The following is a 26,430-nucleotide window of genomic DNA, read 5'->3' on the forward strand; positions in this document are numbered from 1 at the left end:
TCGTGGCCGCACTCGTCGCGGGCGGGTCTCCCCCGCGACAGGCACGCGTGGGCAACGAGCGACAACCGATCACCATCGCGCCAACTCGCCGCGCCACACGGAACCTTATCGGGTTTGATCTGGCGATCATCAACCTCACCGGCCACATAGTTGAAGGTTTTGCCACACTCCGGGCCCGGGACGTTGAAGTCGACAAATCCCTTCACTCATTGCCCGAACCGTTCACGACGGTTTGACACAAACAGCGGATACGCCATGGAGGGCATGGGCATGCATTTCATGATCGCCCCAACCCCGAGTTGACCCTGAGGAGATGTGCCGATGAGTGGCATATCGGGTACCCCCGCTGCGGCTCCCACCGCGCCCGGTCGCCTTCCCTTGATCGGACATGGGCACCAACTGGCCAGACGCCCCCTGGAGTTCATGGACTCGCTGCGCAAGCAGGGCAGCGTCGTCAAGATCCTGATCGGCCCCACCGCCGCCTATGTGGTCACCGATCCGTCCGTCACGCGACGTGTGCTGGTGACGGAGGTCGACGCGTTCGCCAAGGGCGGCAAGATCATTGATGCGCTGCGGGTGTTCTTCGGCGACGGGCTCGCCACGATCGCCGACGGCGACCTGCACCTGAAGCACCGTCGGCTGATGCAGCCGATGTTCGGCAAAGCGCACATCGCCACCCGGGGCGATGTCATGATCAGCCACGTTCGTGCGGCGACCGAGGCGTGGGCGGAGGGGGTCGCGCGAGACACGTACGAGGACATGAACGACCTGACGCTGTCGACCTTCCTCGTCGCACTCTTCGGTTCGGGCCTGCCGGACCATGTCGAGGAGGAGTTCCGGACTCTGATGCCGGCGATCATGCGGGGCACGATCCGGCAGACCATCCTGCCGGGCTGGGTGACGAAGCTCCCGCTACCCGCGAACCGCGCGCACGAGCAGCGGGTCGCGCGCCTGCGGACACTCATCGACCAGGCGATCGACCATCACCGTGCCCAACTGGCCGCGCAGCCGGACTCGTCGGCCGAGCCGCCCGCCGGCTGCCCCGCGCACCGGGACAGCTCGTCCGAAGGCTCGTCCGAAGGCGGCCTCTTCTCCACCCTCCTCACCGCCGACGACCCCGAGACGGGCCCCCTCTCACGCCAACAGCTTCAGGACGAGGCGATCACGCTCCTCACCGGCGCCATCGAGACCACGGGTACGACACTCGCCTGGGCCCTGTACGAGATCAGCCGGAACGCGGAGATCGAGCGGCGGCTGCACGACGAGCTCGACGCCGTGTGCGGCGACCGGCCGCTGCGCCAGCAGGACCTGAGCTCCCTGCCGTACATGCGCAGCATCCTCAAGGAAGCCATGCGCATGTACGGCCCGGCCTGGCTCGTCACACGGTCCACCACACGCGCGGTCGTACTGGACGGACACCCGATACCCAAGGGCGCGGACGTCGTCTACAGCCCCTACATCCACCAGCACGATCCCGAGGAGTACGCCGACCCCGCGGCCTTCGATCCGGACCGCTGGGGGCCGGAGCGCGGCAAGAACATCAACCGCTTCTCGTTCCTCGCCTTCGGTGACGGGCGCCGCAAGTGCATCGGGGAGGAGTTCGCCTGGAACGAACTCCTCATCGTCCTGGCCACCATCGTCCAGCGCTGGCGCCTGACTCTCGCCTCCGCTCCCCCGCGTCCGCAGGCCATCGTCACGGTCAAGCCGGACAAGCTCACGATGACACCGCGGCTGCGGACGCCGAGGAAGGCGGAGCAGTCCGTCTGATGCCGGGCATGCGCCGGGCCCGGGTCGGGGGACTGCCGCACGCCGGTACCGGGAGGTGCTCAGGCCCGGGCCGCGAGCACCTCCCTCCGTTCCGGGTCGCTGACACCGAGGCCGGGGCCCGGGGCCAGGGAGAGGACACCGATCTTGCCCAGATGGTCATTGTTCTGGACCAGGCGGGCGGCCTCGGCCGTGGCGGGCAGCGGGTAGGTCGCGGTGAGCGCGGGCTTGAGGTGGCCGAGGTCGAGGAGACGGCCGACGGCGGACTGCTCATGGAGGTTGGAGCCGTGGCTGCCGATCACCCGTTTGAGGCGCATCCAGAGGTAGCGGTTGTCGAACTCGTGCTGATAGCCGGTACTGGAGCCGCAGGTCACCACCGCGCCACCGCGGCGTACGACGAAGACGGAGACGCCGAACGTGGCCCGGCCGACGTGCTCGAACACGATGTGCGGGTCCTCCCCCGTCGCGGCCCTGATCCGTTTGCCGAGCCGCTTGCCGACCACGGTGGGATCGGCGGGCGCCTCGCTGCCGGTGAGGCCGATCTCCGCCCGGTCGATGACCACGTGACAGCCCAGACGGCGGGCGTACTCCGCCTTCCGCTCGCTGCTCACGACCCCGACGGCGATCCCACCGCCGTTGCGTACGAGCTGCACCGCGTACGCCCCGAGGCCACCCGCCGCCCCCCAGATCAGCACCACGTCGCCCTGCGTCATGCGGGCGCCCCGGTCACTCACCAGCATGCGGTACGCCGTGCCCGCGCACAGCGGGTTCGAGGCCGCCTCCTCCCAGCTCAAGTGGGCCGGTTTGGGCATGAGTTGGCTGGTTCGCGCCACGCAGTAGTGGGCCAGCCCGCCGTAGTTGGTCTCGAAGCCCCACGCCAGCATGCCCGTGCCCAGCATGCCGTCGGCGTAGGTCGCCGGGTCCTCCTCGTCGACGTACACGGGGCTCACCACGACCTGGTCGCCGACCCTCCATTTGCGGACACCCGAACCGGTGCGGACGACGACGCCGGACGCGTCCGATCCGATGACATGGAAGGGCTGGTCGTGCCGGGCCGCCCAGCGGTCCTGGCGGCCGAAGTGCTTCAGGAAGCTGAAGGTCGGAATGGGCTCGAACATCGCCGACCAGACGGTGTTGTAGTTGATGCCGCTCGCCATGACGGCCACCAGCACCTCGTTCGGGGCGAGTTCGGGCATCGGCACGGAGCCGATGTGGATGGACTTGCGGACATCCTTGTCCTCGACTCCGGTGAAGTTGTCCACGTCCTCCGCCCGCAGATGGGCGGCGGTGAAGTCACCGGGCAAGGGCAGCCGCTCCAGGTCGGCGGGGGCGGCTCCCGCCACGACGGCCTCGGCCAGAGCATCCATGGGGTTCCTCCTAGTGGGGTCGGCTGAGACTTGTGCGGTCGGATCGGACTTGTGAGGTCACTTCAGCCCGAGGCCCGCTGCGAGCGTCGGCCATGAAGCCTTGAACTCCTGCCGCCAGTAAGGCCAGTCGTGCACTCCTCCGCTGTAGAAGTGCACTTGGGCCGGGATGCCCAGAGCCTCCAACTGCCGCGTGAACCGTTGTGCCTGGGACCAGAGCGTGCCTTCGAGAAGCGCGCCCTCGAGGTTGCCGGGGTCACCGTTGGGCAGACCGCTGCCCTGGGAGACGTACAGCTTGGTGCCCCTGAGATGGCGTGCCTGCGCGTAGGGGTTGTGGCGGGTCCAGTTGTCCCGGTTGAGCAGCAGGTTGCCCCACAGGGTCAGCGGCAGCAGATTCTCGCGCGCGACGATCGCGTTGAGCACGGTGGGCATGCCCGGGGCGGTGGTGTCGAGGATCCCGCTGTACGAGGCCGCCGCGCCGAAAGTACCGGGGTGCCGTGCCGCGAAGGCGAGGGCTCCGTAGCCACCGGTGGAGACGCCCGCGACGGCGCGCTGCGTTCCCGCCCTGAACTTCTGCCGCAACACCGCCATCAGCTCGTCCACTTGGAACGTCTCGTAGTCCGGTGCGGCGGGGCTGCCGTAGTTCCACCAGTCGGTGGGAATTCCGGTGGGTCCCGAGGCCGGCATCACGGTGAGGACGTCCTTGTCCGCCAGGAAGTCGACGACGTCCGTCTCCCGGGTCCAGGACGTGTAGTCGTCGTGGGCACCCTGGAGCAGATAGAGGACGGGCCAGGTGCGGTCCGGGTGCGCGGCGTAGCCGGTCGGCAGGATCACGCGGACCGGCAGTGAGGCACCGACCGCCGGGGAGTCGACCGTGAGGTCGACGGTGCGGGCGTCCAGCCACTTCTCCGCCACGACCGTGGCACCTTCGTCGGCTCTGACGGTCGCCGCCACGGGTGCGGCCGACGAGGGTACGGCGAGCACGACTCCCGTGCCCAGCAAGGAGGTGGTGACGGCGAGGACGGTGGCACACCTGCGCCTTGGACGCCGTTTGTGTGACATGAGTGAGGTCCCTTCAGGAGTCCCGCAGATCGTGTTTCAGCAGTGCGGCCAGTTCGTCGACGACCGGGGGGTCGAGCAGCGACAGATGGTGGCCGGGCAGCGGGACGACGGTGAGGTCGGTGCAGTGGGCGTCCCAGCCGAGCGTCGCGTCGTCGCGCTCGTAGCGGGGGTCGCGGACCGTGTGCGGGGCGGGCTCGCTCGCCCGGTACAGCAGCGTGCGGCCGACGTAGGGCCCGGGTGTGTGGCGCTCACCGTCACGCAGATCCAGATACGAGGTCCGCTGATGCTCCAGCACGGAGTCGGGCAGATCGACGGTCTCCCGCAGCACCTTGATGACGAGGTCGATGCGGTCCGCGTCGTCGAGTCCGGCGAGTTCCTCGTACGGCAGGTCGAGCCGGGTGCCGTACGTGCGTCCCACGTACGCGGCGAAGCCATGGAAGTGGCGGAGTGCCAGATCGGTGGCGCTCAGCCTCGTCGGCAGCGGCAGGACCGAGTCGAGCAGGACCAGGGCTGCGACGGTGCCGTGCCGGCCCAGGAGCCGGGCGGCCTCCTGGGCCACGACACCGCCGTAGGACCAACCGCCCACCACCCAGGGACCGTCGGGGCTCGTCCGCCGTATGCGCCGGGCGAACTCGGCCGCCCGTCCCCGCACGGCGTCGGGGTCCCGCTGCCGGTCGAAGCCGTACACCGGGCGCTCGCCGTCGAGGCGTGCGGCGAGCCGGCCGTAGACGTCGGCGGACCCGCCCGCGGCGTGGGCCAGGTAGAGGGGGGTGCGGGGGCCGGTGCCACGGAACGTGCGCAGGCCGTCGGGGGCGTTGGGCACCTCACTTGCGGCAACGCCCGGGTCCACGGCCAGGGCCTCTCTCGCCGTGGGGATCTCTGCCGCCGTGAGACTCTCGCCCGCCGTGGCGATTTCTGCCGCCGTGGGGATCTCTGCCGCCGTGGGGTTCTCTGCCGCCGTGGGGTTCTCTGTCGCGTCCAGCAGCTTGGCGACCCCCCGCAGGGTGCCCTGTTTCAGCAGCACTCCCGGCTCGACCACCACGTCGAACTCCCGCTCCACGACGGCCCGTATCCGCACGGCCGTGAGAGAGTCCAGGCCCAGGTCGGTCAACGGCGTGTCGGGGTCGATGCGTTCGGGGCTGTGCCCCATCACTCCGGCCACGCACAGCCGGAGCCGCTCCACGGGAGTCCCGCCATGCCCCCGGGGCCCGGCGGGAGCCGGGGCGGGATCCGGCGCCGTCCGCTCCCCCACCCAGAACCGGCGGTGTCGCCAGCGGGGCGGCGGGACGTCCATGATGCGGCCCTCCGGGTGCAGACGCTCCCGTGGCCGGTCCGCCCCCACGCCGTGCACGAGCAGAGTGGCCAGCGAGGTGCGGAAGGTGAGCGCGTCGTCGGTGCCGCGGCGCAGGGTGGGGACGATCAGTGAGTCCTCGGCGCCGGCCTCGCGAAGCGTTTCCGTCAGTGGATGCAACTGCGTCGCGTGCGGGGCCACTTCGACGAAGACTCGGTGGCCGTCCTCGGCCGCCGCGCGCACGGCCTGTGTGAAGCGCACGGGGTTGCGCAGATTGGCCGTCCAGTACGCCGTGTCGACGGGCGCGGCGTCGCGAGGATCGCCGAGCACGGTGGAGTAGCGGCGACAGCGGGGCGCGCAGTGCCGGATCTCGCCCAGTTCGCCGGCGAACTCCCCCAGCAACGGCTCGACTCGGGGCGAGTGCCCGGCCGCGGACACGCCGAGCGCACGGGCGAAGCCTCCGTCGCCGTTCACCCGGGCGACGAGCTGGGCGACGTCCTCGGCCGAGCCCGTGACCACACACTGCACCGGCGAGGCGTGCACGGCCACGTCGAGTGTGCGGAACTCCTTTGCCAACGGAGGGATTTCAGCGGCCGGAAGGTCCACGACGGCCATGGCTCCGCCGGTCAGACGGTCCAGCAGCCGGGAACGTACGGCGACGATCCGCGCACCCGTGGCCTCGTCGAGCGCCCCGGAGACGACCGCTGCGGCGATCTCTCCCAGGGAGTGACCGAGGACGGCGGCGGGTTCGAGTCCGTACGCGCGCCACAGCTCGGCGAGGGCGACCTGGATCCCGTACAGCACGGGCATGACGGTGGCGGGGGTCGACAGGTCGGCGTCGGGGTCGAGCCCGGCGCGCAGGGAGACACCCGCGTGTTCGCGCAGCACCGGTTCCAGCCGGTCGACGGCTATGGCGAACTCCCCCTCCGTGGCCAGGAGCCGGCGGCCCATTCCGGGCCACTGCGAGCCGTAGCCGGAGAAGACCCAGACCGTGCCCGGACCGCCCGGAACGCCTTCCCCCGTGACGAGTTGCGGGGACGGGTCGCCCGCGGCGAGGCGGGTGAGCGCGGTGACGGTCTCCGCGCGGTCGCCGGTGACGAGGGCCGCGCGGTGACGGCCGCGTCCGACGCGGCCCGCGAGGGTACGGGCGAGATCGGCGTCGCGTACGCGCCGGCCGTCGGAGGTGTTCAGCCAGGCGGCGAGCTCACCCGCGTACGACCGCACCCGTTCCTTGACCGGCCCGTCGAGCAGGAGCAACCGGGGACGCTCCGGCGCATCGCTCGCCCGACGGGCCGGCGCATGTTCGGCGAGGACGACATGGGCGTTCGTCCCGCCGAAGCCGAAGGACGAGACGCCCGCGGTCGCCGTGCCCGAGTAGCGGGGCCAGGGTTCCGGTGCGGTGACCACGCGCAGGCCGAGCGCGTCGAGGTCGGCGTGCGGCCCCTGGCGGGTGAAGTGCAGCTGGCCCGGGATCTCGCCGTGGTGCAGCGCCAGCACCGTCTTGATCAGGCCCGCGATGCCCGCCGCGGCCTCCAGGTGTCCGAGGTTCGTCTTGGCCGATCCGATCAGCAGGGGCTGATCCGTGGGGCGCCCACGGCCGAACACGGCGCCGAGGGCGCCCGCCTCGATGGGGTCGCCGAGGGCGGTGCCGGTGCCGTGGGCCTCGACGTAGTCCATGGTCGTCGGTTCGGCGTGCGCCTCGGCGAGGAGGGCGCGTTGGGCCTCGGCGTTGGGGGCCGTCAGCCCGTTGGAGCGGCCGTCGGAGTTGACGGCCGTCGCGCGGATGACCGCGAGGACACGGTCGCCGTCGCGTTCGGCGTCGGCGAGGCGTTTCAGTACGACGACACCGCAGCCCTCGCCGCGTACGATCCCGTCGGCCTCCGCGTCGAAGGCCTTGCACCGGCCGTCCGGGGAGAGGGCGCCCGTGCGCTGGAGGCCGAGGGTCACCACGGGACTGAGCAGCAGGTTCACCCCGGCGGCGAGGGCGATCTCGCTCTCGCCCGTCACCAGACTGCGGACCGCGTGATGCACCGCGACCAGCGACGACGAGCACGCCGTGTCGACGGACATGCTGGGGCCGCGCAGATCGAGGGCGTACGAGAGGCGGCCCGCCGCGATGCTCAGGGCCGCGCCGGTGGCCGTCCAGGCGTCCACGTCACCGGGGTCGGCGGTGGCGAGGTGGGCGTATTCGTTGCCGCTGATGCCGATGAAGACGCCGGTCCGGGTGCCGGCGAGCGAGGGTGCCCCGAGGGCGGCGTGGTCGAGGGCCTCACGGGTGACTTCGAGGAGCATACGGTGCTGGGGGTCCATGGCGGCGGCCTCGTGTGCGGCGATGCCGAAGAACTCGGCGTCGAAGCCCGCGATGTCGTCGAGGTCGCCGAGGAAGCCGCCGTGCCGGCTCACGTCGTCCGGCAGCCGCGGGGCGCGGGTTCGGCCGCCCGGCATGTAGGGGTCCCATCGCCCCGGCGGAAGCGTGCCGACGGCGTCCCGGCCCTCGGTGAGGAGCCGCCAGTACGCCGCGGGCGAGCCGACACCGCCGGGGAGGCGACAGCCCACGCCTATGACGGCGACGGGGGTCGTGGGTGCGGCTGGGAGTGCGGGCGGGGGTGCCGCCCGGAGTTCGATCGGGAATGCGACGCCGTCCGGGGTGTCACCGCCGTGGGGGGCGTCTTTGCCGTCCGGGGTGTCTTTGCCGTCCGGGGTGTCTTTGCCGTCCGGGGACCGGCGGGCCTCGGCCGCCCCACCCGGCGAGCGGACTTCGGCGGCCGCCGCCCCCGGCATCGCGCTCTCCCCCAGCCGTGCCACCACCGCATCGACCGTCGGCGCGTCCCACAGGAACGTGTCCGGCAGCCGCCGGCCCGTCAGCTCACTCAGCGCGGCCGTCAGCACCACCGCGTCGCGCGAGGTGAGCCCGGTTTCCGCGAAGGGCAGGTCGTCGGGGACCTCGTCCGGGTCAAGGCCGTACCAGGCGTGAAGCCGTTCCACCACCAGCGCCCGGATCTCCGTACGCGACACGCTCATCGGGCGCCGAACCCTCCCTCCAGGAATCGTGCACGGGTGGCCGAGCGGGACACCTTGCCGCTGCTCGTACGGGGCACGGAGCCGGGCGGCACGAGCAGCAGCGTGCCGAGGCGCAGGCCGTGGCGTGCGGAGACGGTGGCGCGTGCGGTGCGTTCGGCCTGCCAGGCGTCCTCCGGTGTGGGTTCGGTGTCCCGCCGATGCTCCGCGACCACGACGAGTTCCTCACCCGTGCGGTCCGGGCGGGTGACGCCGAACGCGGCGAGCCGGTCGCGGCGGGTCAGGGCGACGGCCATCTGAACGGTCGCCTCGATGTCCTGGGGATAGTGGTTGCGCCCGTCCACGATGATCACGTCCTTGAGCCGGCCGGTGACCAGGAGCCGCCCGCCGTGCAGGGCACCGAGATCGCCGGTGCGCAGCCAGTCCGCGGACGGGCCGAAGCCGAAGGTGTCCGCGGTGAGTTCGGCGCGCTTCCAGTAGCCGAGCCCGATGTTCGGCCCGCGCAGCTGGATCTCGCCGACCCGGTCTTCCGGCAGCACGGCGCCGTCCGCGCCGACGATCCGCACCTCCTGCCCGACCGGCGCCCCGCAGGAGACGAGGACGGTCGCCGCCGCATCCGACGTCTCCTCGATGCGTCCCTGCGCGAGGGCGTCGGCGTCGCAGGCGACATTCGAGGGCGGCAGGTCCGGGGAGTCCGCCCGTACCCCCGGGGTGTCCGCGGTCACGAACACGGTGGCCTCCGCCAGGCCGTACGCGGGACAGTGCGCGGCCGGGTCGAGCCCGGCGGGTGCGAACGCCGTGCGGAAGCGGTCCACCGTCCCGGCTCGCACCGGCTCGCTGCCGTTGATGAGCACCCGTACGCGGTCCAGGTTCAGTTCGTCGACGAGCGCCGGATCGGTGCGGGCCACGCAGTAGTCGTACGCGAAGTTCGGGGCGGCGCTTACGGTCCCCTCGTACGAGGCGAGGAGGCGCAGCCAGCGGGAGGGGTCCTGGAGGAACGCGACGGGGTCCATGAGGACGGACGGGAAACCGCCGACGACGGGGGCGGCGATGCTGAGGACGAGGCCCATGTCGTGGAAGAGCGGCAGCCAGCCGACCGTCGTGGTCGTCCGCGGATCGGCGACGAACGCGTCGAGGGCCTGGCGGGCGTTGGCGACGACGTTGGCGTGACTGACCATCACGCCGGCCGGGCTGCGGGTGGAGCCGGAGGTGTACTGGAGATACGCGATGTCGTCCGGCTCGGGCCGCGGGCCCGGTTCGTCGGCGCCGTCGGCGCCGTCAGGTCCCGTGTGCGGGCCGGGGAGTCGGTCGGGAAGTCGATCGACGGGGACGACCGGGAGGTCCGGCAGGTCACGGCCCTGTACGAAGGAGCGTACGTACGGGGTCGTGGTGGTGTCGCTGAGCAGACAGGCGGGTTCGCAGTCCGCGAGGACGGCCGCCAGTCTTCCTTCATGGCCCGGGAGTTGAGGGCCGAAGAGGGGGACGGCGATCACGCGGGCGTACAGGCAGCCCAGGAACCCGGCCACGTAGTCGAGCCCCTGGGGCATCACCAGGGCGGCGCGTTCGCCGGGCGACGCGACGGTGGCGAGGTGGTCGGCGACGGCCCTGGCGCGGGCGTCGAGGGCGCTCCAGCCGAGGGTGCGGTGCCGTCCCGAGGGAACGCCGTCGGCGAAGTCGACGTGGCTGAAGGCGCGTTGCTGGGGCCGTTGCCGGGCCCAGTGCCGCAGATGGTCCGTCATCAGTTCCGGCGTCGATGTGGCGTCGCCGGCTGGCTGGGCGGGTGTCATGGCGGCTCCAACTAGGGGGATGGGGACGCGTGTTGAGGCGGTGCACCAGGTTCCGCCGCCGGGTGACCGATGGGTTAGACGACGTGCTGACAGTTCGCCTTCCGCTTTCTGTCAGTTCTTTGACAAAAGCGGGCTGCCGATTCCATGCCGTGGGCCAGAGCCAGTGCGCGCTCTGGCCGCCCACAATCCGAGCGACGGTGGAAGGAGCGACTCGTGGGACGTGCACGGCTGTTCGCACTGCTTTTCCTGCTCACGCTGACCGGGTTCATCACGACCCTCGACAACACGGTCATCAATGTGGCCCTGCCGACCGTGCAGCGTGAACTGGGTCTGAGCGTCACGGACTTGGAGTGGGTGGCCAGCAGCTATGTGCTGAGTTTCGGCGCGCTGCTGTTGCCCGGCGGGCGGCTGACCGATCTGTTCGGGCGCAGGTCCGTGCTGACCGTGGGGATCGTGGTCTTCACGGCGGCGTCGGCCGCGGCCTCCCTCGCGGACAGCGGCGGCACGCTGATCGCGGCCCGCACCGTGCAGGGGGTCGGGGCCGCGCTGGTCATCCCCGCCTCGCTGGCGGTGGTCGCCGCCGATCTCCCCGCCCGCCGGCGGTCGATGGCCATCGGCCTGTGGACCGCGGCGCTCGCCGTGGCACTGGCCCTGGGCCCCGTGGTCGGCGGCTTCGTCACCCAACAGTGGAGCTGGGGCTGGGTATTCGCACTGAACGTGCCCTTCGGCCTGATAGCCCTGCTCCTCATCCCGTCCGTGCCCGCCAGGGCGACGGGGACTGGGACTGGGGCTGGGGCCGAGACCGCGGCAGGATCTGGGGCCGGGGCAGCGGCCGGGTCTGAGGCCAGGGCACGGGCCAGCGCTGAGCCCGGGGCTGTGGCTCGGGTCGGGTCCGGCTCTGAACCGGGGCCTGCGTCTGATGCCAGGGCCGGGGCAAGCGCTGAGCCCGCAGCAGGGACGCCGGCGTGGGCAGAAGCTGGCCAGCCTGGGCCCAAGCCCCGGCACCGTGGGCTCAGCCCCACTGGGGCCAGTGAGACCGCCCGCCAGGCTGAAGCCGGGTCGGGGGCTGAGCCTGGCCCTGGACCTGGCTCTGGCCCCGGGCCTGGGCCTGGGCCTGGGCCCGGCTTTGGACCTGGGCCAGCGCCCCGGCGCCGTGGGCTTGATCTGCCCGGTGTGTTGTTCTGTGTGGTCGCGCTGTATCTGCTGACGTACGGTCTGGTGCGTGGTGGGGAGCATGGGTTCGGTGCCGCGCCCGTTCCGCTGTGCCTGGGGGTCTCGGCGGTCGCTGCCTGTGTGTTCCTCGTCGTGGAGGCCCGGTCAGCCCGACCGCTCGTCGAACTCGGGCTGCTGCGCGACCGGTTCCTCATGGGCGGGGTGATCGCGCAGGTGTTGTGGGGCATCGGCGTCAACGGCGTCTTCTTCTTCACGGCCCTCTACCTCCAGCGGGTGCTCGGCTTCTCACCGACGAAGGCGGGGCTGGCCTTTCTGCCTCTGGCCGGCGCCCTGCTGCTCTGCACGCCGCTGGCGGAGCGGGCGGCTCGGGTGCTGGGCGCCCATGTGTCGATCGCGGCGGGGCTCGGTGTGGTGGCTGCCGGTCTGCTGTACGTCTCGGGGACGGGCGCGCACGCCGGCTACTGGGAGCTGCAGCCGGGGTTGTTGCTGATCGGTGCGGGTTCGGCGCTCACCACTCCGCTGACGGTGCGCTGCCTCGCTCAAGTCCCCAACGCCCGGACGGGAATGGCGACCGGGCTGGTCAGTGCGGCCCGCGAGGTCTCGGGCGTGTTCGGGGTGGTGCTGGTCGGTGTGGTCCTCACCCGGCGTGAGCGCTCCGCGCTGCGGTCCGGTGCGGATCCGCGCAGTGCGTTCGTCGAGGGGTACGACATCGGGCTGCGGCTCGCGGCGTGCTGCGTACTGGCGGGCGCTCTCGTCACGCTGGTGACGCTGCACCGCCGGGGACGCCATCGCCGGGTCCGGAACCGCTGGGTCCGGCAGCGCCGAGCACCGGCGCGGAGCAGGACTCCCCTTGTCATGAAGTGACAAACTCCTCCCCCGTCCCTGTCAGTCGCTCATGACCCTCGGCAGAATCCGTGCGGGTATCGTCACCGTGCCCCACTTCCCGCGCGCAGAAGGAGCCGCTGCGTGAACGGATTCCGCACCCTGGAGAGCGAGGCCGCGAACGCCGCAGCGACCGAGGACGGACGCACCGCGGACCGACCCACCGCGACGGACGAGGAGCCGGGCGGCCCGTTCAAGGCGTTCCCTTCGGGTCTCCACGACCAACTGAGGCCGTTCTTCGACAACATCACCGAAGAGGTCGTACAGGCGATCAGAACCCAGATCCCGGAGTACGCGCGTCCGACGGACGACACATACCTGCAGGTGGTGCACCGGGGCGTGCAGGACGCGCTGCAGGGGTTCCTGGAGCGGATGGCGAAGCCGGACACCGACTGCGAGCCGGTGAAGGCGACGTACCAGCGCATCGGGCGCGGCGAGGCGGACGAGGGGCGCAGCCTGGACTCCTTCCAGTGCGCCCTGCGCCTCGGCGCCCGGGTGACCTGGCGCCGGATCAACGCGCTGGTCGACGCCGAGCTGCTGCCGCGCAACGTGCTGGCCGCGTTCGGTGAGGCGCTGTTCCTGCACCTCGACGAGATGGCGGCCGCGACGACCGCGGGCTACACGGAGGCGCGGCTGCACGCGGCCGGTGAGCTGCAGCAGCGGCGTACCCGGCTGATCGATCTGCTGACCGCGGACCCGCCCGCGTCGGCCGAGGCCATCAGCGATCTCGCGCGCACCGCGCAGTGGTCGGTGCCCCGCAGGCTGGCCGTGGTCGCCATCGGCCACGGGGCGCGGGGCGCTGCGGCGCGGCCGATCCTGCCGCCCGGGTTTCTCGCGCGGTTCGACGTGCAGCCGGCCGTGCTGGTCGTGCCCGATCCGGAGGGTCCGGGGCGGGCACGTGCCGTCTCCGGGGCGCTGCGCGGGCTGCGGGCCGCCATGGGGCCGGCCGTCGCACTCCAGGAGGGGGCGAGGTCGCTGCGCTGGGCGGCCGAGGCGCTGGATCTGGCCCGTCGGGGTGTCCTGGCGGACACGGAGATGGTGCGCTGCCAGGACCATCTGGCGACGCTGCTGCTGTTCCGCGACGAGGCCCTGGTGGAGGCGATGACCAACCGGCATCTGCGCCCGCTGGACGGCATCCGCCCGCCGCAGCGCGAACGCCTCGCCGAGACACTGCTCAGCTGGCTCGAGTGCGGCCACAACGCCAGCGAGGTCGCCCACCGCCTGGCCGTCCACCCCCAGACGGTCCGCTACCGCATGCGCCAGCTCGACGAACTCTTCGGGGATCAACTCCACGATTCCGGCGTCCAGTTCGAGATGCAGCTGGCCTTACGGGCCCTCAACCTGCGCCGGGCTGCGCAGTCCCGCGGGGAGCCGTCCGGCACTCATCACAGGGGCAGCCCCAAGGCGAGCGAGCGCGCCTCGAAGCCCTTGCGCTCGTAGAACCTGATCGCGCCCCCGTTCGCCGCACTCGGCGAACAGTGCGGCGGGATTTCCTGGACATCTGTCCATGTATATTGGACAACCGTCCAGGAAATCGCGGGACTTGCCGCTCAGGAAGCGCGAGGCGCTCCCGAAGCTGTCCTCCAGCCCCGCCCACCCCTCAGAGGAGCCCCCTCGTCATGGAAACGCTCGCGAACGTGTTGGTCGGTCTGGTGGCCGCTCTGCACGCGTACATCCTGGTCATGGAGATGTTTCTGTGGGAGCGGGAGCCGGGGCGCAAACTGCACGGGTTCGAGCCGGAGATGGCCAAGGCCACCGCGGTGATGGCCGCGAACCAGGGGCTCTACAACGGGTTCCTCGCGGCAGGGCTCGTATGGGGGCTGACAGCCGGGGACCCGACGGGTTTCCGCGCGCAGGTCTTCTTCCTGGTGTGTGTGATCGTCGCGGGCGTGTACGGCGCCGTGACCTCGAACCGCCGCATCCTCTTCGCGCAGGCACTGCCCGGCACGCTGGCCCTGATCGCCGTCCTCGCCGCCCAGTGACCCCCGACCCCCGGGCCGAACGTACGCGGGCCAAGCTGCGCCGCGCCCTCCTCGACGCGTGCGCGCGGCGCCCGCTCGCGGAGGTCAGCGTCGCGGCCCTGGTGCGCGCGGCCGGGGTCGGCCGGGCAACGTTCTATCTGCACTACGCCGACCTGGAGGCGCTGGCGGTCGACGCCTGCGCCGACGTCGTACGCGAGGCCGTGGACGCCCTGCACGCCTGGCGCGGCCGGCCCGACCCCAGGTCGGCGCCGCCCGCCCTGCTCGCGTTCTTCGAGGGTCTGCCCCCGCACGCCCCGCTCTACCGCGCCCTGATGAGCCCGGGGGGCCAGGGCCCGCTCGGCCGCGTACTGCATCAGGACCTGCGCGCCCGCAGCCAGGCCGAGCGTGAACTCGTCGGTGCGCCCGAGGCGCCGCTCGTCGCCTCGGCCGTGGCCGCGACGTTCGCCGGTGTCCTCGCCGACTGGCTGCACGGACTCATCGAGGCCACCCCGGAGGAGATCGCGCACCGGGTGTGGCGCCTGCTCGTCACCTTGAATCTGACTTTCACGCAGGCCGATGCCGCCGAGCGTTAGCGCTCGGCGGCATCGGCCTGGTACGGCAGCCGGGCCGGGGAGTGTCAGCCGAACGTCAGTACCGGCTTGATCGCCTTGCCCGCGCCCATGTCCTGCACCGCCTGACCGATGTCCTCGAACGCGTACTTGCTGATCAGCCTGTCCAGCGGCAGCCGACCCTCGCGGACCAGCTTGACCAGGGCCGGGATCGCGTTCTGGGTCTCGTGGTCGCCGAGCGTCAGGCCGACCACCCGCTTGCCGCCGAGCATTCCGTTGACGTCCAGAGACACCTCCGAACCGAACGGCGGCGCGCCGACGATCACCACCGTGCCGCGCAGAGCGAGCGCGTCCACACCCTTGCGCAGGACGGCGACGCTTCCGGTGGTCTCCACGACCCCGTCGGCCCCTGCCCCGTCCGTGATCATCTGGATCGCCTCGAGGATGTCCCCCTCACCGGCGTTCACGGTGTGGGTGGCGCCCAGTTCGCGGGCCAGCTCCAGCCGTTCCGCCACCTTGTCGACGGCGATCACCGTGGTCGCGGGCGTCAGCGCCGCGGCCATCACCGCCGACAGGCCGACCGCGCCGGCACCGAGGATCACCAGCGTGTCCCCCGTCTTGGGCTGGAGGACGTTCCACACCGCGCCCACGCCGGTCTGCACTCCGCAGCCCAGCGGCGCGATGGACTCCAGCGGTACGTCGCGGTCGACCTTGACCAGGCTTCGCTGGTCCACCAGCGCCCGCTCGGCGAACGAGGACTGGCCGAAGAAGTGTCCGCCGAGCGGTTCGCCGTCGCGGCTGATGGTGCTGGTGCCGTCGGGCCGGCGCCCGCCGAGCAGGTTCAGCGGCAGCCAGCTGGCGCAGTAGGCCGGGTGGCCGTCGCGACAGTTCTTGCAGTCACCGCAGGAGGTGAAGGACAGCACGACGTGATCGCCGGGCTCGATCCCGGTGACACCCGAGCCGACGGCCTCGACGACGCCCGCGCCCTCATGCCCGAGGACTCCGGGCAACGGGAACGGCAGACCGCCGCCGGCCACACCGAGATCGGTGTGGCACAGCCCGGCGGCGACCATCCGGACGAGCACCTCATCGGGGCGCGGTTCGTCGAGCTCGACGGCGGACAGCGTGAACGGCGCTCCCCCGGACTCGACCACGGCGGCACGAGTGGTGGTGGACATGAGTTGAACTCCTTTACGGGGGGGGTGCGCTCAGTCGAGCGAGATGACGACGGACTTGACCTTGGTGTACGAGGCGAGCGCCTCGGGCCCGTACTCCCGGCCGAAGCCGGAGGCCTTCACCCCGCCGAACGGGACCGCGGGGTCGAGCATCGCCCATTCGTTGACCCAGACGATCCCGGCCTGGAGCCGGTCGGCGACGCGGTGCGCGCGGGCGAGGTCAGTGGTCTGGAGGCCCGAAGCCAGGCCGTACGGCGTGGAGTTGGCCATCTCGACGGCCTCGTCCTCGGAGTCGAAGGGCTGCACGGTGAGGACCGGGCCGAAGATCTCCTCCTGGACGACCCGGGAGTCGTTGCCGAGGTCGGCGATGACCGTGGGCTTGTAGTAGAAGCCGCCGTTCAGGTCGAGACGCTCACCGCCGCACACCACGCGGCCGCCCTCCTTGCGGGCCAGCTCGACGTACTCCTCGACCTTCTTCAGATGCCTCTCCCCCGCCATCGGCCCGACGACGGTCTCGGCCTCCCGCGGGTCACCGACGGGCACGCCGGGCACGGCCTGGGAGAGGATGCCGATCACGGTGTCGTACAGCGGGCGCGCGACCAGCAGGCGCGGGCCGCCCATGCAGAACTGGCCCGTGTTGAAGACGAAGCCCTTGATGATCGCGCCGATGGCCTTCTCGACGTCGGCGTCCTCGAAGACGATGTGCGCCGCGTTGCCACCGAGCTCCATGGTGACCGGCTTCAGGCCCTCGCCGGCGACGCTCGCGGCGTGCCGGCCGACCGCGGTCGAGCCGGTGAAGGCGATCTTGTCGACGCCGGGATTGCGCAGCAGGGCCTCGCCCGCGACCGGTCCCGTACCGGTGACGACGTTGTAGACGCCGTCCGGGACACCGGCCTCCTTGAGCAGGTTGGCCATGTAGAGGGCGCTGAGCGGGGTCTCCTCGGCGGGCTTGTGCACCACCGTGTTGCCGGCCGCGAGCGCCGGGGCGATCTTCGATCCGGCGAGGATCAGCGGGAAGTTGAAGGGCGTGATCGCGGCGACCACGCCGAGCGGGCCACTCCGGGTATAGGCGAGGCCGTTGAGAGGGATGTCGCGGGTGGCGCCGTCCAGTGTCCAGGCGAGGGAGGCGTAGTACTCGTAGTCGTTGGCCGCGTTCGTCACGTCGACGGCGTGGCACAGAGTGATCGGCTTGCCGACGTCGCGGCTCTCCAGGGCGGCTATCTCGTCCGCGTTCTCACGTATCAGCTCGGCGACGCGGTGCAGGATCCGACCGCGCTCGCGGCCGCTCAGCCCGGACCAGGCGCCGTTGTCGAAGGCGTCGCGCGCGGCCCGTACGGCGGCGTCGACGTCGGCCGCGCCCGCCTCGGCGACCGTCGTGACCACCTGACCCGTGGACGGGTCGATCACGTCCATGCGTGCCCCGTCGGCCGCCTCGTGCCACTGTCCACCGATGAACAGCCGCCCGGGCCCGCTCTCGAAGGTGGTCGTCATTGCCCACTCCTCAGCCTTGGTCGCTAAGATTTCAACCAACAGGATTCCTGTTGGTTCGCAGTCTCATTACAGACAGGTTTCCTGTCAATGCCTTACGCTGACCCGCATGGTCGGCACCAAGACGTCCCCCTCACTCCTGTACATGATCAAGCAGGTGGAACTCGTCGTGCGCTCCCATCTCGACGACCTGCTGAGACCGTCGGGAATCACGGCGCTGCAGTACACCTCGCTCACCGTCCTGGAGCGGCACGACGGTCTGTCCGCGGCGCAGCTGGCACGCGACTCGTTCGTCACCGCGCAGTCCGTGGCCGATGTGGTCCGGGCGCTGGAGAGCCGGGGCCTGGTGCGCCGCGAGCGCAACCCTCGCAACCGCCGAGAGCTACTGATTCTTCTCACCGAGTCTGGCCGGGATCTGCTCGCGCGGCACGCCGAACCCGTACGGGACCTCGAGGAGCGCATGGTCTCCGACCTCACCGCGCACCAGACCGACCAGTTCCGCCTGGCCCTGTCGAAGGCGTGGCACTCGCTGTCGTAGAACCCCGTAAATCGAAGACATATGTCAATCGAACATGCTGAAATTCACCTCATCGAGGGTAAGTCGCGGGCTGGGGAAGGGTTTTGTGGCCTCCAGCCACGAGGAGGAGGTGATGTCGTCGTGAGCCACGAATCCGAACCCCTCACACCCCATCTGCGCGTCCACCGGGAGCGCGGGAATCTCGTGCTGGCGTTCCACGGCGAGATCGACATCATCGCGGCGCTGGAGATCACCCCGTTCCTGGACGCGGCGACGGGGCGCCCCGGAGCACGGGTCGTGCTCGATCTGCGGCACGTCGAGTTCTTCGACTGCTCGGGCGTGCGTCTGCTGTACCGGGCCCGGCGCCGGGTCCTCGCCCGGGACGGGCGGCTGCAGCTGGTCTGCGCTCACCCGCTGACCCTGCGCATCCTCGATGTGACCGGACTCGCGGAGGTCCTGCCTCCTCTGTCGACCCTGGACGAGGCCCTGGAGCGGTCCGAGGCCGTCTCCGGGTCCGCCTGCGAGTCCGTCTGACCCTCTTTACGGCATACCTTCGCCGGCTCTTCGGTGCCTCCGTTTGCGCGCGCCGCGTCCGCGGCCGGGAAGGCGTCCGCGGCCGGGAAATTCGCTTGCGCCCGCGTACCCGGATCACGCCATGATGGCCCGGCGTCCAACGCGCCCACATCGCCGATCGCAGGAGCCCCGAATGCGCCGATTCCTCGGAACCCTTCGCCCCCACCGGACGACAGTTCTCGAGGACTCGACCACTCATGCGAACCACCCTGAACATCGGCATCCTGGCGCACGTCGACGCGGGTAAGACCAGCCTCACCGAGCGGCTGCTCTTCGACTCCGGCGCCATCCACCGGCTCGGCAGCGTCGACTCCGGCGACACGCGTACGGACGACGGCGCGATCGAGCGGCAGCGCGGGATCACCATCCGCTCGGCCGTCGCCGCCTTCACCGCAGGGGACGTGCAGATCAACCTCATCGACACCCCCGGGCACTCCGACTTCATCGCGGAGGTCGAGCGTGCCCTGGAGGTCCTGGACGGCGCGGTGCTGCTGCTGTCCGCCGTGGAGGGCGTACAGGCCCAGACACGGGTCCTGATGAAGACCCTGCGCCGGCTGCGCCTGCCCACGCTCGTGTTCATCAACAAGATCGACCGCGCGGGCGCCCGGGAAGCGGACCTGCTGGACGACATCCGGCACAGGCTGACCCCGCACATCGTGCCGCTCACGGGTGTACGCGACATCGGTACCCCCCACGCCCGCGTCCTGCCGTGCCCGCTGGACGACGCCCGTACGGCCGAGGCGCTGGCCGAGGTCGACCCGGGCATTCTCGCCGCGGTCGTGGACGGCCCTCCGCCCACCGGCGACGCACTGCGCGCCGCCCTCGCCGCGCGCACCGCCGACGGCTCCGTACACCCTGTCCTCTTCGGCTCCGCACTCGGCGGCCAGGGCGTGGGCGAACTCGTCGAAGCCCTGCCCCGGCTGATCCCCCCGGCGCAGGCGACGCAAGCGACGCGGATGAGTCGGACACCCCAGGTGAACCAGGCGAATCAGGTTGCCGAGCCGCGCGGCACGGTCTTCGCCGTACGGACCGGACCCAATGGCGAGCGGACGGCTTATCTCCGCTTGTTCGAGGGCGAAGTGACGCGACGTGAGCGGCTCACGTTTCTTCGGCGCGAGGCCGACGGGCGCACCACGGAGGTGTCCGGCCGGGTCACCGGGCTGGACGTGGTCGGGCGCGAAGGGCCGCTCACCGCGGGCAACATCGCCGCCCTGACCGGCCCGCACGGCATTCGCGTCGGCGACCGGCTCGGCGAAACACCCGACCGCGCACCGCAGTTCGCCGCCCCGACCCTGGAAACCCTGGTCCACGCCCGGCACCCCGCGCAGTCGGCGCCGCTGCGATCCGCTCTGCTGACCCTGGCCGACCAGGACCCGCTCATCCACGCCAGGCCCGGGCCGTCCGGCAGCACGGCGCTGCTCCTGTACGGCGAGGTCCAGAAGGAGGTCCTGGCGGCGACGCTCGCGCAGGACTTCGGCATCGAGGCCGAGTTCGAGCCGAGCCGGGTCCGGTACCTGGAGCGCCCGGCCGGCACCGGTGAGGCGTACGAGGAGATCCAGCGGCATGGCCACACCGGGTTCTGGGCGACGATCGGGCTCCGCGTCGCACCGGGACCGCGCGACTCCGGCGTGGTCTTCACGTACGAGACCGAACTCGGCGCTCTCCCGCGCGCCTTCCATCAGGCCATCGAGGACACGGTCCAGGCGACCCTGCTCGAAGGCGGCCTGAGCGGCTGGGCCGTGACGGACTGCCGGGTCACGTTGATCCGCTCGGGCTTCTGTGCGCCGATCAGCACGGCCGCCGACTTCCGCGGACTCACGCCGGTGGTACTGCGGCGCGCCCTGGAGCGGGCCGGGACACGGGTGTACGAGCCGTACCACGCCTTCGAGGCGGAGCTGCCGCTCGACGCGCTCGCCCCGGTCACGGCCCGACTCGCCGCGTGCGGCTCGGAGTTCAAGGAGACGACGGGGGGCCGCACCGCATGGCTGGTCACGGGCGAGCTCCCGGCCCGGCACGTGCGCGACGTCGAGCTGCGGCTGCCGGGCCTCACACATGGCGAGGGTGTCTGGTGGTCACGCCCGTCGGGGGACCGCGAGCTGCGGGTGTCGCGCTAGGAGGTGCCGTTTGGATCACCCCGGTCGGCGACAGCCGGCACTCGGCTCACCAGGTGACGGGCAGCCGCAGCGGGCTGCGTGTCATCTGGCCCTCCCGCCAGCTGATGGTGTCGGGCGTGAAACCGGCGCTCAACTGCGGGAAGCGGGCGGCGAGGTGGTGCAGGGCGAGTTCGAGTTCCAAGCGGGCGAGCCAGGCACCGAGGCAGTGGTGGGGACCGGCGCCGAAAACCACGCTGGGGGTCGGGAGCGGGGCGGAGAGGTCGGGCGGGCCCGGCGGGTAGACGTGGGGGTCGCGGTTGGCGACATTCGTCTGGAGGGCGACCACGCTGCCCGCCGGGATCGTCACACCGCCGATCTCCGCGTCCTCGACGGCCCGCCGGATCAGTCCGGGCAGGACGCGTCCCTCGCTGAGCGGGACCGTACGCAGCAACTGTTCGGCCGCGGTGGCCGCGGCCGCCTCGTCCTTCGCCAGGCCCTGCCAGGCGGCGCGGCCGTCGGTGAGGAGGTAGACGACCGCGTTGCCGAGCGCGGTCATGGTCGTCTCATGTCCCGCGACGACCAACCCGCAGACGAGGGGCACCAGTTGCGGATCGTCGACGCCGGGGCTCGCATCCCCGGCCGCCACCAGCTCGCTGACCAGGTCGTCACCGGGTGCGGCCCGACGCTCGGCGATCAGCTGCGCGGCGAACTCGCCGAACTCCCGCATGGCGCGGCCGACTTCCTCGGCCGTGTGCGCGCCGCCGGAGAGCGCGTGATCGGACCAGTGGCGGATGCTCTCGCGGTCCACGTGGTCGAGGCCCATGAGACGGCAGATCACCGACACCGGCAGCGGGCGGGTGAACCCCTCGATGATGTCAGCGGGTTGGGGCTGCTCGGCGAACCGGTCGAGCAGCGTCTCCACCACCCCGGCCACCCAGGGCCGCCAGCGTGCGATCGCCCGTGGTGTGAACGCCCGTTGCACCGTCCGGCGCAGCCGCTGATGGGCCGGGCCGTCCTGGTTGAGCATGCCGTCGGGATTGTCCAGCAGGTTCGGTACGGCGAGCAGGCGCGGCGGGTCGTCGCCGTACAGCGAACTCCGGTTGAAGCGGGGGTCCATGAGCACCTGGCGCACGTCGGCGTGCCGGCTGATCAGCCAGACGGGTGTGCCGGTCGCGAGTGTGCCGCGACGGGGCGGCCCGGACTCGGGAAGGCTCATGTGATGCATGGGGACGAGGGGCCGGGACGTGCTGTGTGGTGTCATCCGGTTCTCCCCTGGGCGCGCCGGTGGGACTGTCCCCACGCTAGTGCGCCGCAAATACCCCCGTCACCGGTTCATTCGGCCAACGATGCGGTCTGGCACGGCAATTGAGGGGTATCCGGCAGATGGGAAGGAGGGCGGTCGACATGACGACTTCCCTGAAGCGCCTGCCCGGATGGGCGAAGATCCTGAGCGCGGTACTCCTCGTACTGGTGGTACTCCTCGCCGGGCTGCGGCTGAGTCTGCTGCCCGGGCTGCGCGACGTGTTCCGCGAGGACACCCACGACCGGTCGGGGCCCACGCTCCTCAAGTCGATCCAGGACATCAGCCGTTACGACGCCGCTTCCGGCAACTTCCAGGTGGTGGTGGACCTGGAGAAGGACGCCAGGTTCCTGCCGGACGCACTGCGCGGCACGCGCACGCTGTACGTGGGCGCCGGCACCGTGGACGCCTATGTGGACCTCGGCAAGATCGGCGACAAGGACGTGACGGTCAACGACGACCGCACGTCGGCCACGCTGAGGCTCCCGCACGCCGCGCTGGGCAAGCCCGCGCTCGACCCCGACCACTCCTACGCCGTCTCCAAACAGCGCGGGCTGCTCGACCGGCTCGGCGACATCTTCTCGGACAACCCGAACGACGAACGGGCCGTACAGCGGCTCGCGGCCCGCCACATCGGGGACGCCGCGAAGAAGAGTCAACTGACGGCCCGTGCCGAGGAGAACACCACCGGCATGCTCGAAGGCCTGCTGCACTCACTGGGTTTCAAGGAGGTCCACGTGACGTACGGTTCGTGAGGCAGCCGCCCTCAGCCGTTGATCACGCCCGGCAGGGTCAGTGCGCCCAGCAGGGCCGCGCCCGCAAGCAGCCAGGCGACATAGTCACCGATGTGCCCGGACTGCAGGCGTCGCAGCGGTCCGGCCCAGGCCTCGCCGGGCAGCCCCTCCCGTCGCGTGACGGCGAGGGCGGCGAGGGCCACGGCCAGCAGGGTCGAGGTGAGACCGAGGAGCACTCCCGCCAGGGTCCAGTGAGCTGAGGTGAACGCCCCGGCGGATCCGGCCTCGCTCACGGAGTGCTCCACGGCGGCGGCGAAACCCGGCACCACGCCGACGGCGAGCGAGGCGGCGAGCAGCAGCGCGGGGACGGTGGTCATCGTGTCCGGCACGCGCTTCAGCCGCCGCCGGGTCTCGGGCCGCTCGCGGGCGCCGGTCGTCTCGTACGCGGCGTGCTCCTCGGGCCGGGGGCCAAGGCCGAAGAACACCCGCGCGGCGACCCGCAGCACCGCGCCCGCCGTCACCGTCGACACCATGACGAACAGCACGGTCAACGCGGGCCCGGCCGCCTCCTCGGTGAGCGCCTTGCCCAGCGCGGTGCCGAAGGGCGGCAGCCCGGCCAGCCCCAGGCCACCGACGATGAAGAGCACCGCGACCCCGCGCAGCTCACGGCCGCGCCCGTGCAGCGCGTGCTCGTCGACGCTGCCGTACCGGTCGAGGACGATGCCCGTGCAGGCGAAGAGGGCGGCCTTCACCCCGGCGTGGCCGAGGATGTACAGCGCGACACCGCCGTCCGACGCCGGGGCGAGCACGCCGACGCCGATGAGGAACAGCCCTGTGTGGGCGACCGTCGAATACGCCAGCAGCCGTTTGATGTGCCGCTGGTACCAGCACATGACCGCGCCGACCACGCTCGTCAGCACGCCGAGTACGAGCAGCACCCGGTGCAGGTCCGCCGCCGGGATGCCGCCCGGGCCCGCGAAGACGTCCCCGTACACACGCCAGACGCCATACACGCCGAGCTCGACCATCACACCCGACAGCAGCATGCACACCGGTGTCGGCGCGACCGCGTGCGCGTCCGGCAGCCAGAAGTGGAAGGGCACGGCCGCGGCCTTGACGAGCAGCCCGGTCAGCACGAGTACGAAGGCCGCGAGGACCAGCGCGTCGGGTGGGCCGTACGCGTCGAGCCGTCGCCCGATCTGTGTCATGGCGAGCTCCCCGGTGCGCGCGTACAGCAGCACGATGCCCATCAACAGGGCGTACGCGCCGAGCGAGTTGACGACGCCGAAGGTCAGCGCGCCCTGCACGGCCCTGGCCTCCTCGACCCGGTGGCCCGTCAGGGCGTAGGCGACGACGCTCATCAGCTCGAAGAAGACGAAGGCGTTGAAGAGGTCCCCCGCGATCGCGAAGCCGCACATGCCGCCCTGGAAGAGCAGCATGAGCGCCGGGTAGGAACCCGCGTGGCGACGCGGCGGTTCGTCGAAGTAGCGCCAGGAGTACGCCAGTGCCGCGAGAGTGAGCAGTGAGGCGAGCGCCGCCATACCGAGGGCCGGTCCGTCCCCGACGAGCACGATGCCCACGCTCACGCCGTCGCGGGGCACCCAGTCGCCCACCCACTCGACCAGGGGCGGCTAGGACTGGAGGGCAAGGTGGATGGCCAGGGCCGCGGTGGCCGCCGAGACGACGCAGCCCACCGGCTCGGCCGCGGCGCGCGGCAGTCGGCTGCCGCAGGCGACGAGGAGGGCGGCGCCGAGGAGCGGTCCGGCGACGAGCAGCGGCAGCAGGTGGCTCGGATGACTCATCAGCCGCGCAGTTCGGAGAGTTCGTCCGGGTCGACCGTGCCGTGACGTTTGGAGATCTGCAGGAACAGGGCGAGCAGCAGGGCGGTGACGGTGGCGCCCACGACCACATCGGTGAGGGCCAGGGCCTGGACGACGGGGTCCACCAGGGGCCGCGAACCGGGCTCGATGTCGGAGTGGACGGGGGCGGTGGCGCCGTCGCGGTACCCGACGGCGATGAGCAGCACGTAGGTCGACGCCTGGCACACCGCCAGGCAGCCCACGGCGTGGATCAGGTTGCGGCTGGTGGCCAGGCCGTAGCAGCCGGCCAGGAAGATCCAGACGGCGACGAGATACGGCAGCACGGACATCAGGGTCGGCTCACTCCCCGCTCTCTTCGATTTCGACGGCGTTCTCTTCGATCTCGACGGCCTGGTCCAGGAAGCGGGCGAGCAGGACGACTGCCGCACAGGCGACCTCCATGCCCACGGCCGCGTTGAGCAGCGGGACGGTGCCGCCGGACGACAGCGTGTTGAACGTGCCGTACGGCAGCAGTGTGTTGGCGAGGAACGCGGTGCCGGCCAGCACGCCCGCGATGCCCAGGACGAGGTACGCGGACGTCCCGAGGGCGTCGCCGACCTCGTACAGGCCGACCGGCCGGACCCGTTCCAGGGCGCGGTAGTCGGCGCCGAGGTACAGCAGGTGCAGGGCGGTCGCGGCGACCACGCCGCCCTGGAAGCCGCCGCCGGGGCTGAGCTGTCCGTGGGCGACGACGTACAGGCCGACGAGGAGGGCGACGGGGAGGGCGATGAGCGCGTAGCGGCGTACGGGAAGGGCGACGTGGGCGGGTGCCGGTTGCGCGCGGCGTTCGTCGCGGGTCTGACGGAGCAGCACCACGGTGCCGAGGACGGCCGCGAAGAGGATCGTCATCTCGCCCATCGTGTCGAAGGCGCGCTGGTCGAAGTTGACGGACGACACCGCGTTGGCGGTGTGCCGGGCGAGGGACTCGCGCACCGCCCGCTCCCCGTACGGGTGCCGGTCGCCGCCGAAGCCGGGCAGTTCCAGGCATGCGGCGAAGAGGAGCGCGGCGAGGCCCGCACCGCCGAGGGCGAGGAGCCACAGCCGTACGCGCCGGCTCACTTCGTACGCCCCTGAACTCCGCACGCCCTCTTCACTCCGTACGCCCCTTCCGCTGACCGCGGCGCCGCACCTTGCGCACCGAGAGCAGCAGCAACAGCGGGGTCAGGGCGGATCCGACGGCGAGTTGGGACAGGGCTACGTCGGGGGCCTGGAGGACGGTGAACAGCAGGGCCAGCGCGACACCGAGCACCGCGAGGACCAGAGCCTGACGTACGGGATCGCGGGCGGCGACGGCCGCGGTCGCGGTGGCGGCGACCAGCAGCAGGGTGACGGCGATCAGCACGTCATTCATGGCGGTCACCGCCCTTGGGCATGCCGCGGGCCAACGCCCGGGACGCGACGAGGCTGCCGCAGATCATCAGCGCGCCGGTCACCAGGAGTTTCACCATCGCCCGTCCCGGCCCGGTGGCCACGCACACCGCCGACACGACCGCCGCACAGAAGGCCACGGCCACCCAGGTGAGCGCCTGGCCGATGGGCGGGTCCTCGTAGAGGTCCTCGGCGAGCAGCCGGGCGAAGACGAGGGTGCCGATGGGGCCCAGGAGGGCGAGGACCAGGGCGACATCGACGTACGACGGCCTGCGGTAGCCCTGGGCGAGCAGGAGCAGTGCGGGACAGGCCAGCGTGGTGGACAGGTTCTGCGCCACGACCCGGCGCCGCAGCGGGCCCGTGGCCACGCCCCACACCGCCGCCGCGCCTCCCCCGGCCAGCGCGACCGTCGCCGTGACGGTCCAGCCGTTCACCGCGCGCCCGCCGCCCGG

Annotated in this window: 20 protein-coding genes and 1 pseudogene; 9 read left to right on the plus strand and 12 right to left on the minus strand. The window is 71.5% G+C overall.

The window, feature by feature from the left end; translation table 11 throughout:
* Nucleotides 1-321 precede the first annotated feature (321 nt).
* Nucleotides 322-1,767, plus strand: coding sequence for a cytochrome P450 (locus FE633_RS34475; protein ID WP_138049105.1), 1,446 nt, complete (start codon nt 322-324; stop codon nt 1,765-1,767).
* Nucleotides 1,768-1,826: 59 nt separating this feature from the next.
* On the opposite strand, the gene ccrA is transcribed toward FE633_RS34475, so the two are convergent.
* From ccrA to FE633_RS34495, 4 genes are read right to left on the minus strand one after another with little or no spacing between them, the layout of a single operon-like run.
* Nucleotides 1,827-3,131, minus strand: a complete 1,305-nt coding sequence (ccrA, locus tag FE633_RS34480) for a crotonyl-CoA carboxylase/reductase (RefSeq protein ID WP_138049106.1) — start codon at nt 3,129-3,131, stop codon at nt 1,827-1,829.
* Between the two features lie 57 nt (nt 3,132-3,188).
* The gene (locus FE633_RS34485; RefSeq protein WP_138049107.1) at nt 3,189-4,190 is read right to left on the minus strand and encodes an alpha/beta hydrolase; all 1,002 of its coding nucleotides are present in this window, start codon (nt 4,188-4,190) and stop codon (nt 3,189-3,191) included.
* A gap of 13 nt (nt 4,191-4,203) precedes the next feature.
* The gene (locus FE633_RS34490; RefSeq protein ID WP_138049108.1) at nt 4,204-8,502 is read right to left on the minus strand and encodes a type I polyketide synthase; all 4,299 of its coding nucleotides are present in this window, start codon (nt 8,500-8,502) and stop codon (nt 4,204-4,206) included.
* Nucleotides 8,499-10,286, minus strand: coding sequence for a fatty acyl-AMP ligase (locus FE633_RS34495; protein WP_246113966.1), 1,788 nt, complete (start codon nt 10,284-10,286; stop codon nt 8,499-8,501). Before FE633_RS34495 ends, FE633_RS34490 begins: the two co-directional genes overlap by 4 nt.
* A gap of 213 nt (nt 10,287-10,499) precedes the next feature.
* On the opposite strand from FE633_RS34495, the gene FE633_RS34500 reads away from it, so the two are divergent.
* From FE633_RS34500 to FE633_RS34515, 4 genes are all read left to right on the plus strand, one after another.
* Nucleotides 10,500-12,323, plus strand: coding sequence for an MFS transporter (locus FE633_RS34500; protein ID WP_212747319.1), 1,824 nt, complete (start codon nt 10,500-10,502; stop codon nt 12,321-12,323).
* A 102-nt stretch (nt 12,324-12,425) separates the two neighbouring features.
* The gene (locus FE633_RS34505) at nt 12,426-13,781 is read left to right on the plus strand and encodes a PucR family transcriptional regulator (RefSeq protein WP_246113967.1); all 1,356 of its coding nucleotides are present in this window, start codon (nt 12,426-12,428) and stop codon (nt 13,779-13,781) included.
* A 179-nt stretch (nt 13,782-13,960) separates the two neighbouring features.
* A complete protein-coding gene (locus tag FE633_RS34510) occupies nt 13,961-14,323 on the plus strand; it encodes a DUF1304 domain-containing protein (RefSeq protein WP_138049110.1) in 363 nt (120 codons plus the stop codon).
* Nucleotides 14,320-14,895 (plus strand): TetR/AcrR family transcriptional regulator, encoded by a 576-nt coding sequence (locus tag FE633_RS34515; protein ID WP_138049111.1) that lies wholly within the window; start codon nt 14,320-14,322, stop codon nt 14,893-14,895. The genes FE633_RS34510 and FE633_RS34515 overlap by 4 nt, the downstream gene beginning before the upstream one ends.
* Nucleotides 14,896-14,939: 44 nt before the next feature.
* Here FE633_RS34515 and FE633_RS34520 read toward each other — a convergent pair whose 3' ends face one another.
* The gene (locus FE633_RS34520; RefSeq protein WP_138049112.1) at nt 14,940-16,049 is read right to left on the minus strand and encodes an NAD(P)-dependent alcohol dehydrogenase; all 1,110 of its coding nucleotides are present in this window, start codon (nt 16,047-16,049) and stop codon (nt 14,940-14,942) included.
* Between the two features lie 30 nt (nt 16,050-16,079).
* On the minus strand, nt 16,080-17,537 hold the full coding sequence (locus tag FE633_RS34525) for an aldehyde dehydrogenase family protein (RefSeq protein ID WP_138049113.1): 1,458 nt from the start codon (nt 17,535-17,537) through the stop codon (nt 16,080-16,082).
* Between the two features lie 106 nt (nt 17,538-17,643).
* Here FE633_RS34525 and FE633_RS34530 point away from each other — a divergent pair, with 106 nt between their 5' ends.
* The 3 genes from FE633_RS34530 (at nt 17,644) to otr(A) (ending at nt 20,738) form a co-directional block, all read left to right on the plus strand.
* Entirely contained in the window at nt 17,644-18,072 is a 429-nt protein-coding gene (locus FE633_RS34530; protein WP_138049114.1) for a MarR family winged helix-turn-helix transcriptional regulator, read from the plus strand.
* Nucleotides 18,073-18,192: 120 nt separating this feature from the next.
* Nucleotides 18,193-18,585 (plus strand): anti-sigma factor antagonist, encoded by a 393-nt coding sequence (locus FE633_RS34535; protein ID WP_246113968.1) that lies wholly within the window; start codon nt 18,193-18,195, stop codon nt 18,583-18,585.
* Between the two features lie 236 nt (nt 18,586-18,821).
* Nucleotides 18,822-20,738 (plus strand): tetracycline resistance ribosomal protection protein Otr(A), encoded by a 1,917-nt coding sequence (gene otr(A) / locus FE633_RS34540; RefSeq protein WP_138049116.1) that lies wholly within the window; start codon nt 18,822-18,824, stop codon nt 20,736-20,738.
* Nucleotides 20,739-20,784: 46 nt separating this feature from the next.
* Here the strand turns inward: otr(A) and FE633_RS34545 are convergent, their stop codons facing one another.
* Nucleotides 20,785-21,978: a cytochrome P450 gene (locus tag FE633_RS34545; RefSeq protein WP_138049117.1), complete on the minus strand. Its 1,194-nt coding sequence runs from the start codon at nt 21,976-21,978 to the stop codon at nt 20,785-20,787.
* A gap of 143 nt (nt 21,979-22,121) precedes the next feature.
* Between FE633_RS34545 and FE633_RS34550 the strand changes: the two genes are divergently transcribed.
* Nucleotides 22,122-22,772 (plus strand): DUF4230 domain-containing protein, encoded by a 651-nt coding sequence (locus tag FE633_RS34550; protein ID WP_138049118.1) that lies wholly within the window; start codon nt 22,122-22,124, stop codon nt 22,770-22,772.
* An 11-nt stretch (nt 22,773-22,783) separates the two neighbouring features.
* Here FE633_RS34550 and FE633_RS34555 read toward each other — a convergent pair.
* The 5 genes and pseudogenes from FE633_RS34555 to FE633_RS34575 all read right to left on the minus strand — a co-directional run.
* A pseudogene (locus FE633_RS34555) lies at nt 22,784-24,553 on the minus strand (complex I subunit 5 family protein).
* On the minus strand, nt 24,553-24,900 hold the full coding sequence (locus tag FE633_RS34560; RefSeq protein ID WP_138049119.1) for a sodium:proton antiporter: 348 nt from the start codon (nt 24,898-24,900) through the stop codon (nt 24,553-24,555). The pseudogene FE633_RS34555 and the gene FE633_RS34560 overlap by 1 nt, the downstream one beginning before the upstream one ends.
* Nucleotides 24,901-24,910: 10 nt before the next feature.
* Entirely contained in the window at nt 24,911-25,669 is a 759-nt protein-coding gene (gene mbhE, locus FE633_RS34565) for a hydrogen gas-evolving membrane-bound hydrogenase subunit E (protein ID WP_138049127.1), read from the minus strand.
* A gap of 31 nt (nt 25,670-25,700) precedes the next feature.
* The gene (locus FE633_RS34570) at nt 25,701-25,961 is read right to left on the minus strand and encodes a Na(+)/H(+) antiporter subunit B (protein ID WP_138049120.1); all 261 of its coding nucleotides are present in this window, start codon (nt 25,959-25,961) and stop codon (nt 25,701-25,703) included.
* A partial coding sequence (locus tag FE633_RS34575; protein ID WP_425473266.1) for an MrpF/PhaF family protein occupies nt 25,954-26,430 on the minus strand: 477 nt, incomplete at its 5' end. The genes FE633_RS34575 and FE633_RS34570, both read right to left, overlap by 8 nt.

Origin of the sequence: Streptomyces montanus, from assembly GCF_005786655.1 — a bacterium.
GTDB classification, from domain to species: domain Bacteria; phylum Actinomycetota; class Actinomycetes; order Streptomycetales; family Streptomycetaceae; genus Streptomyces; species Streptomyces sporangiiformans.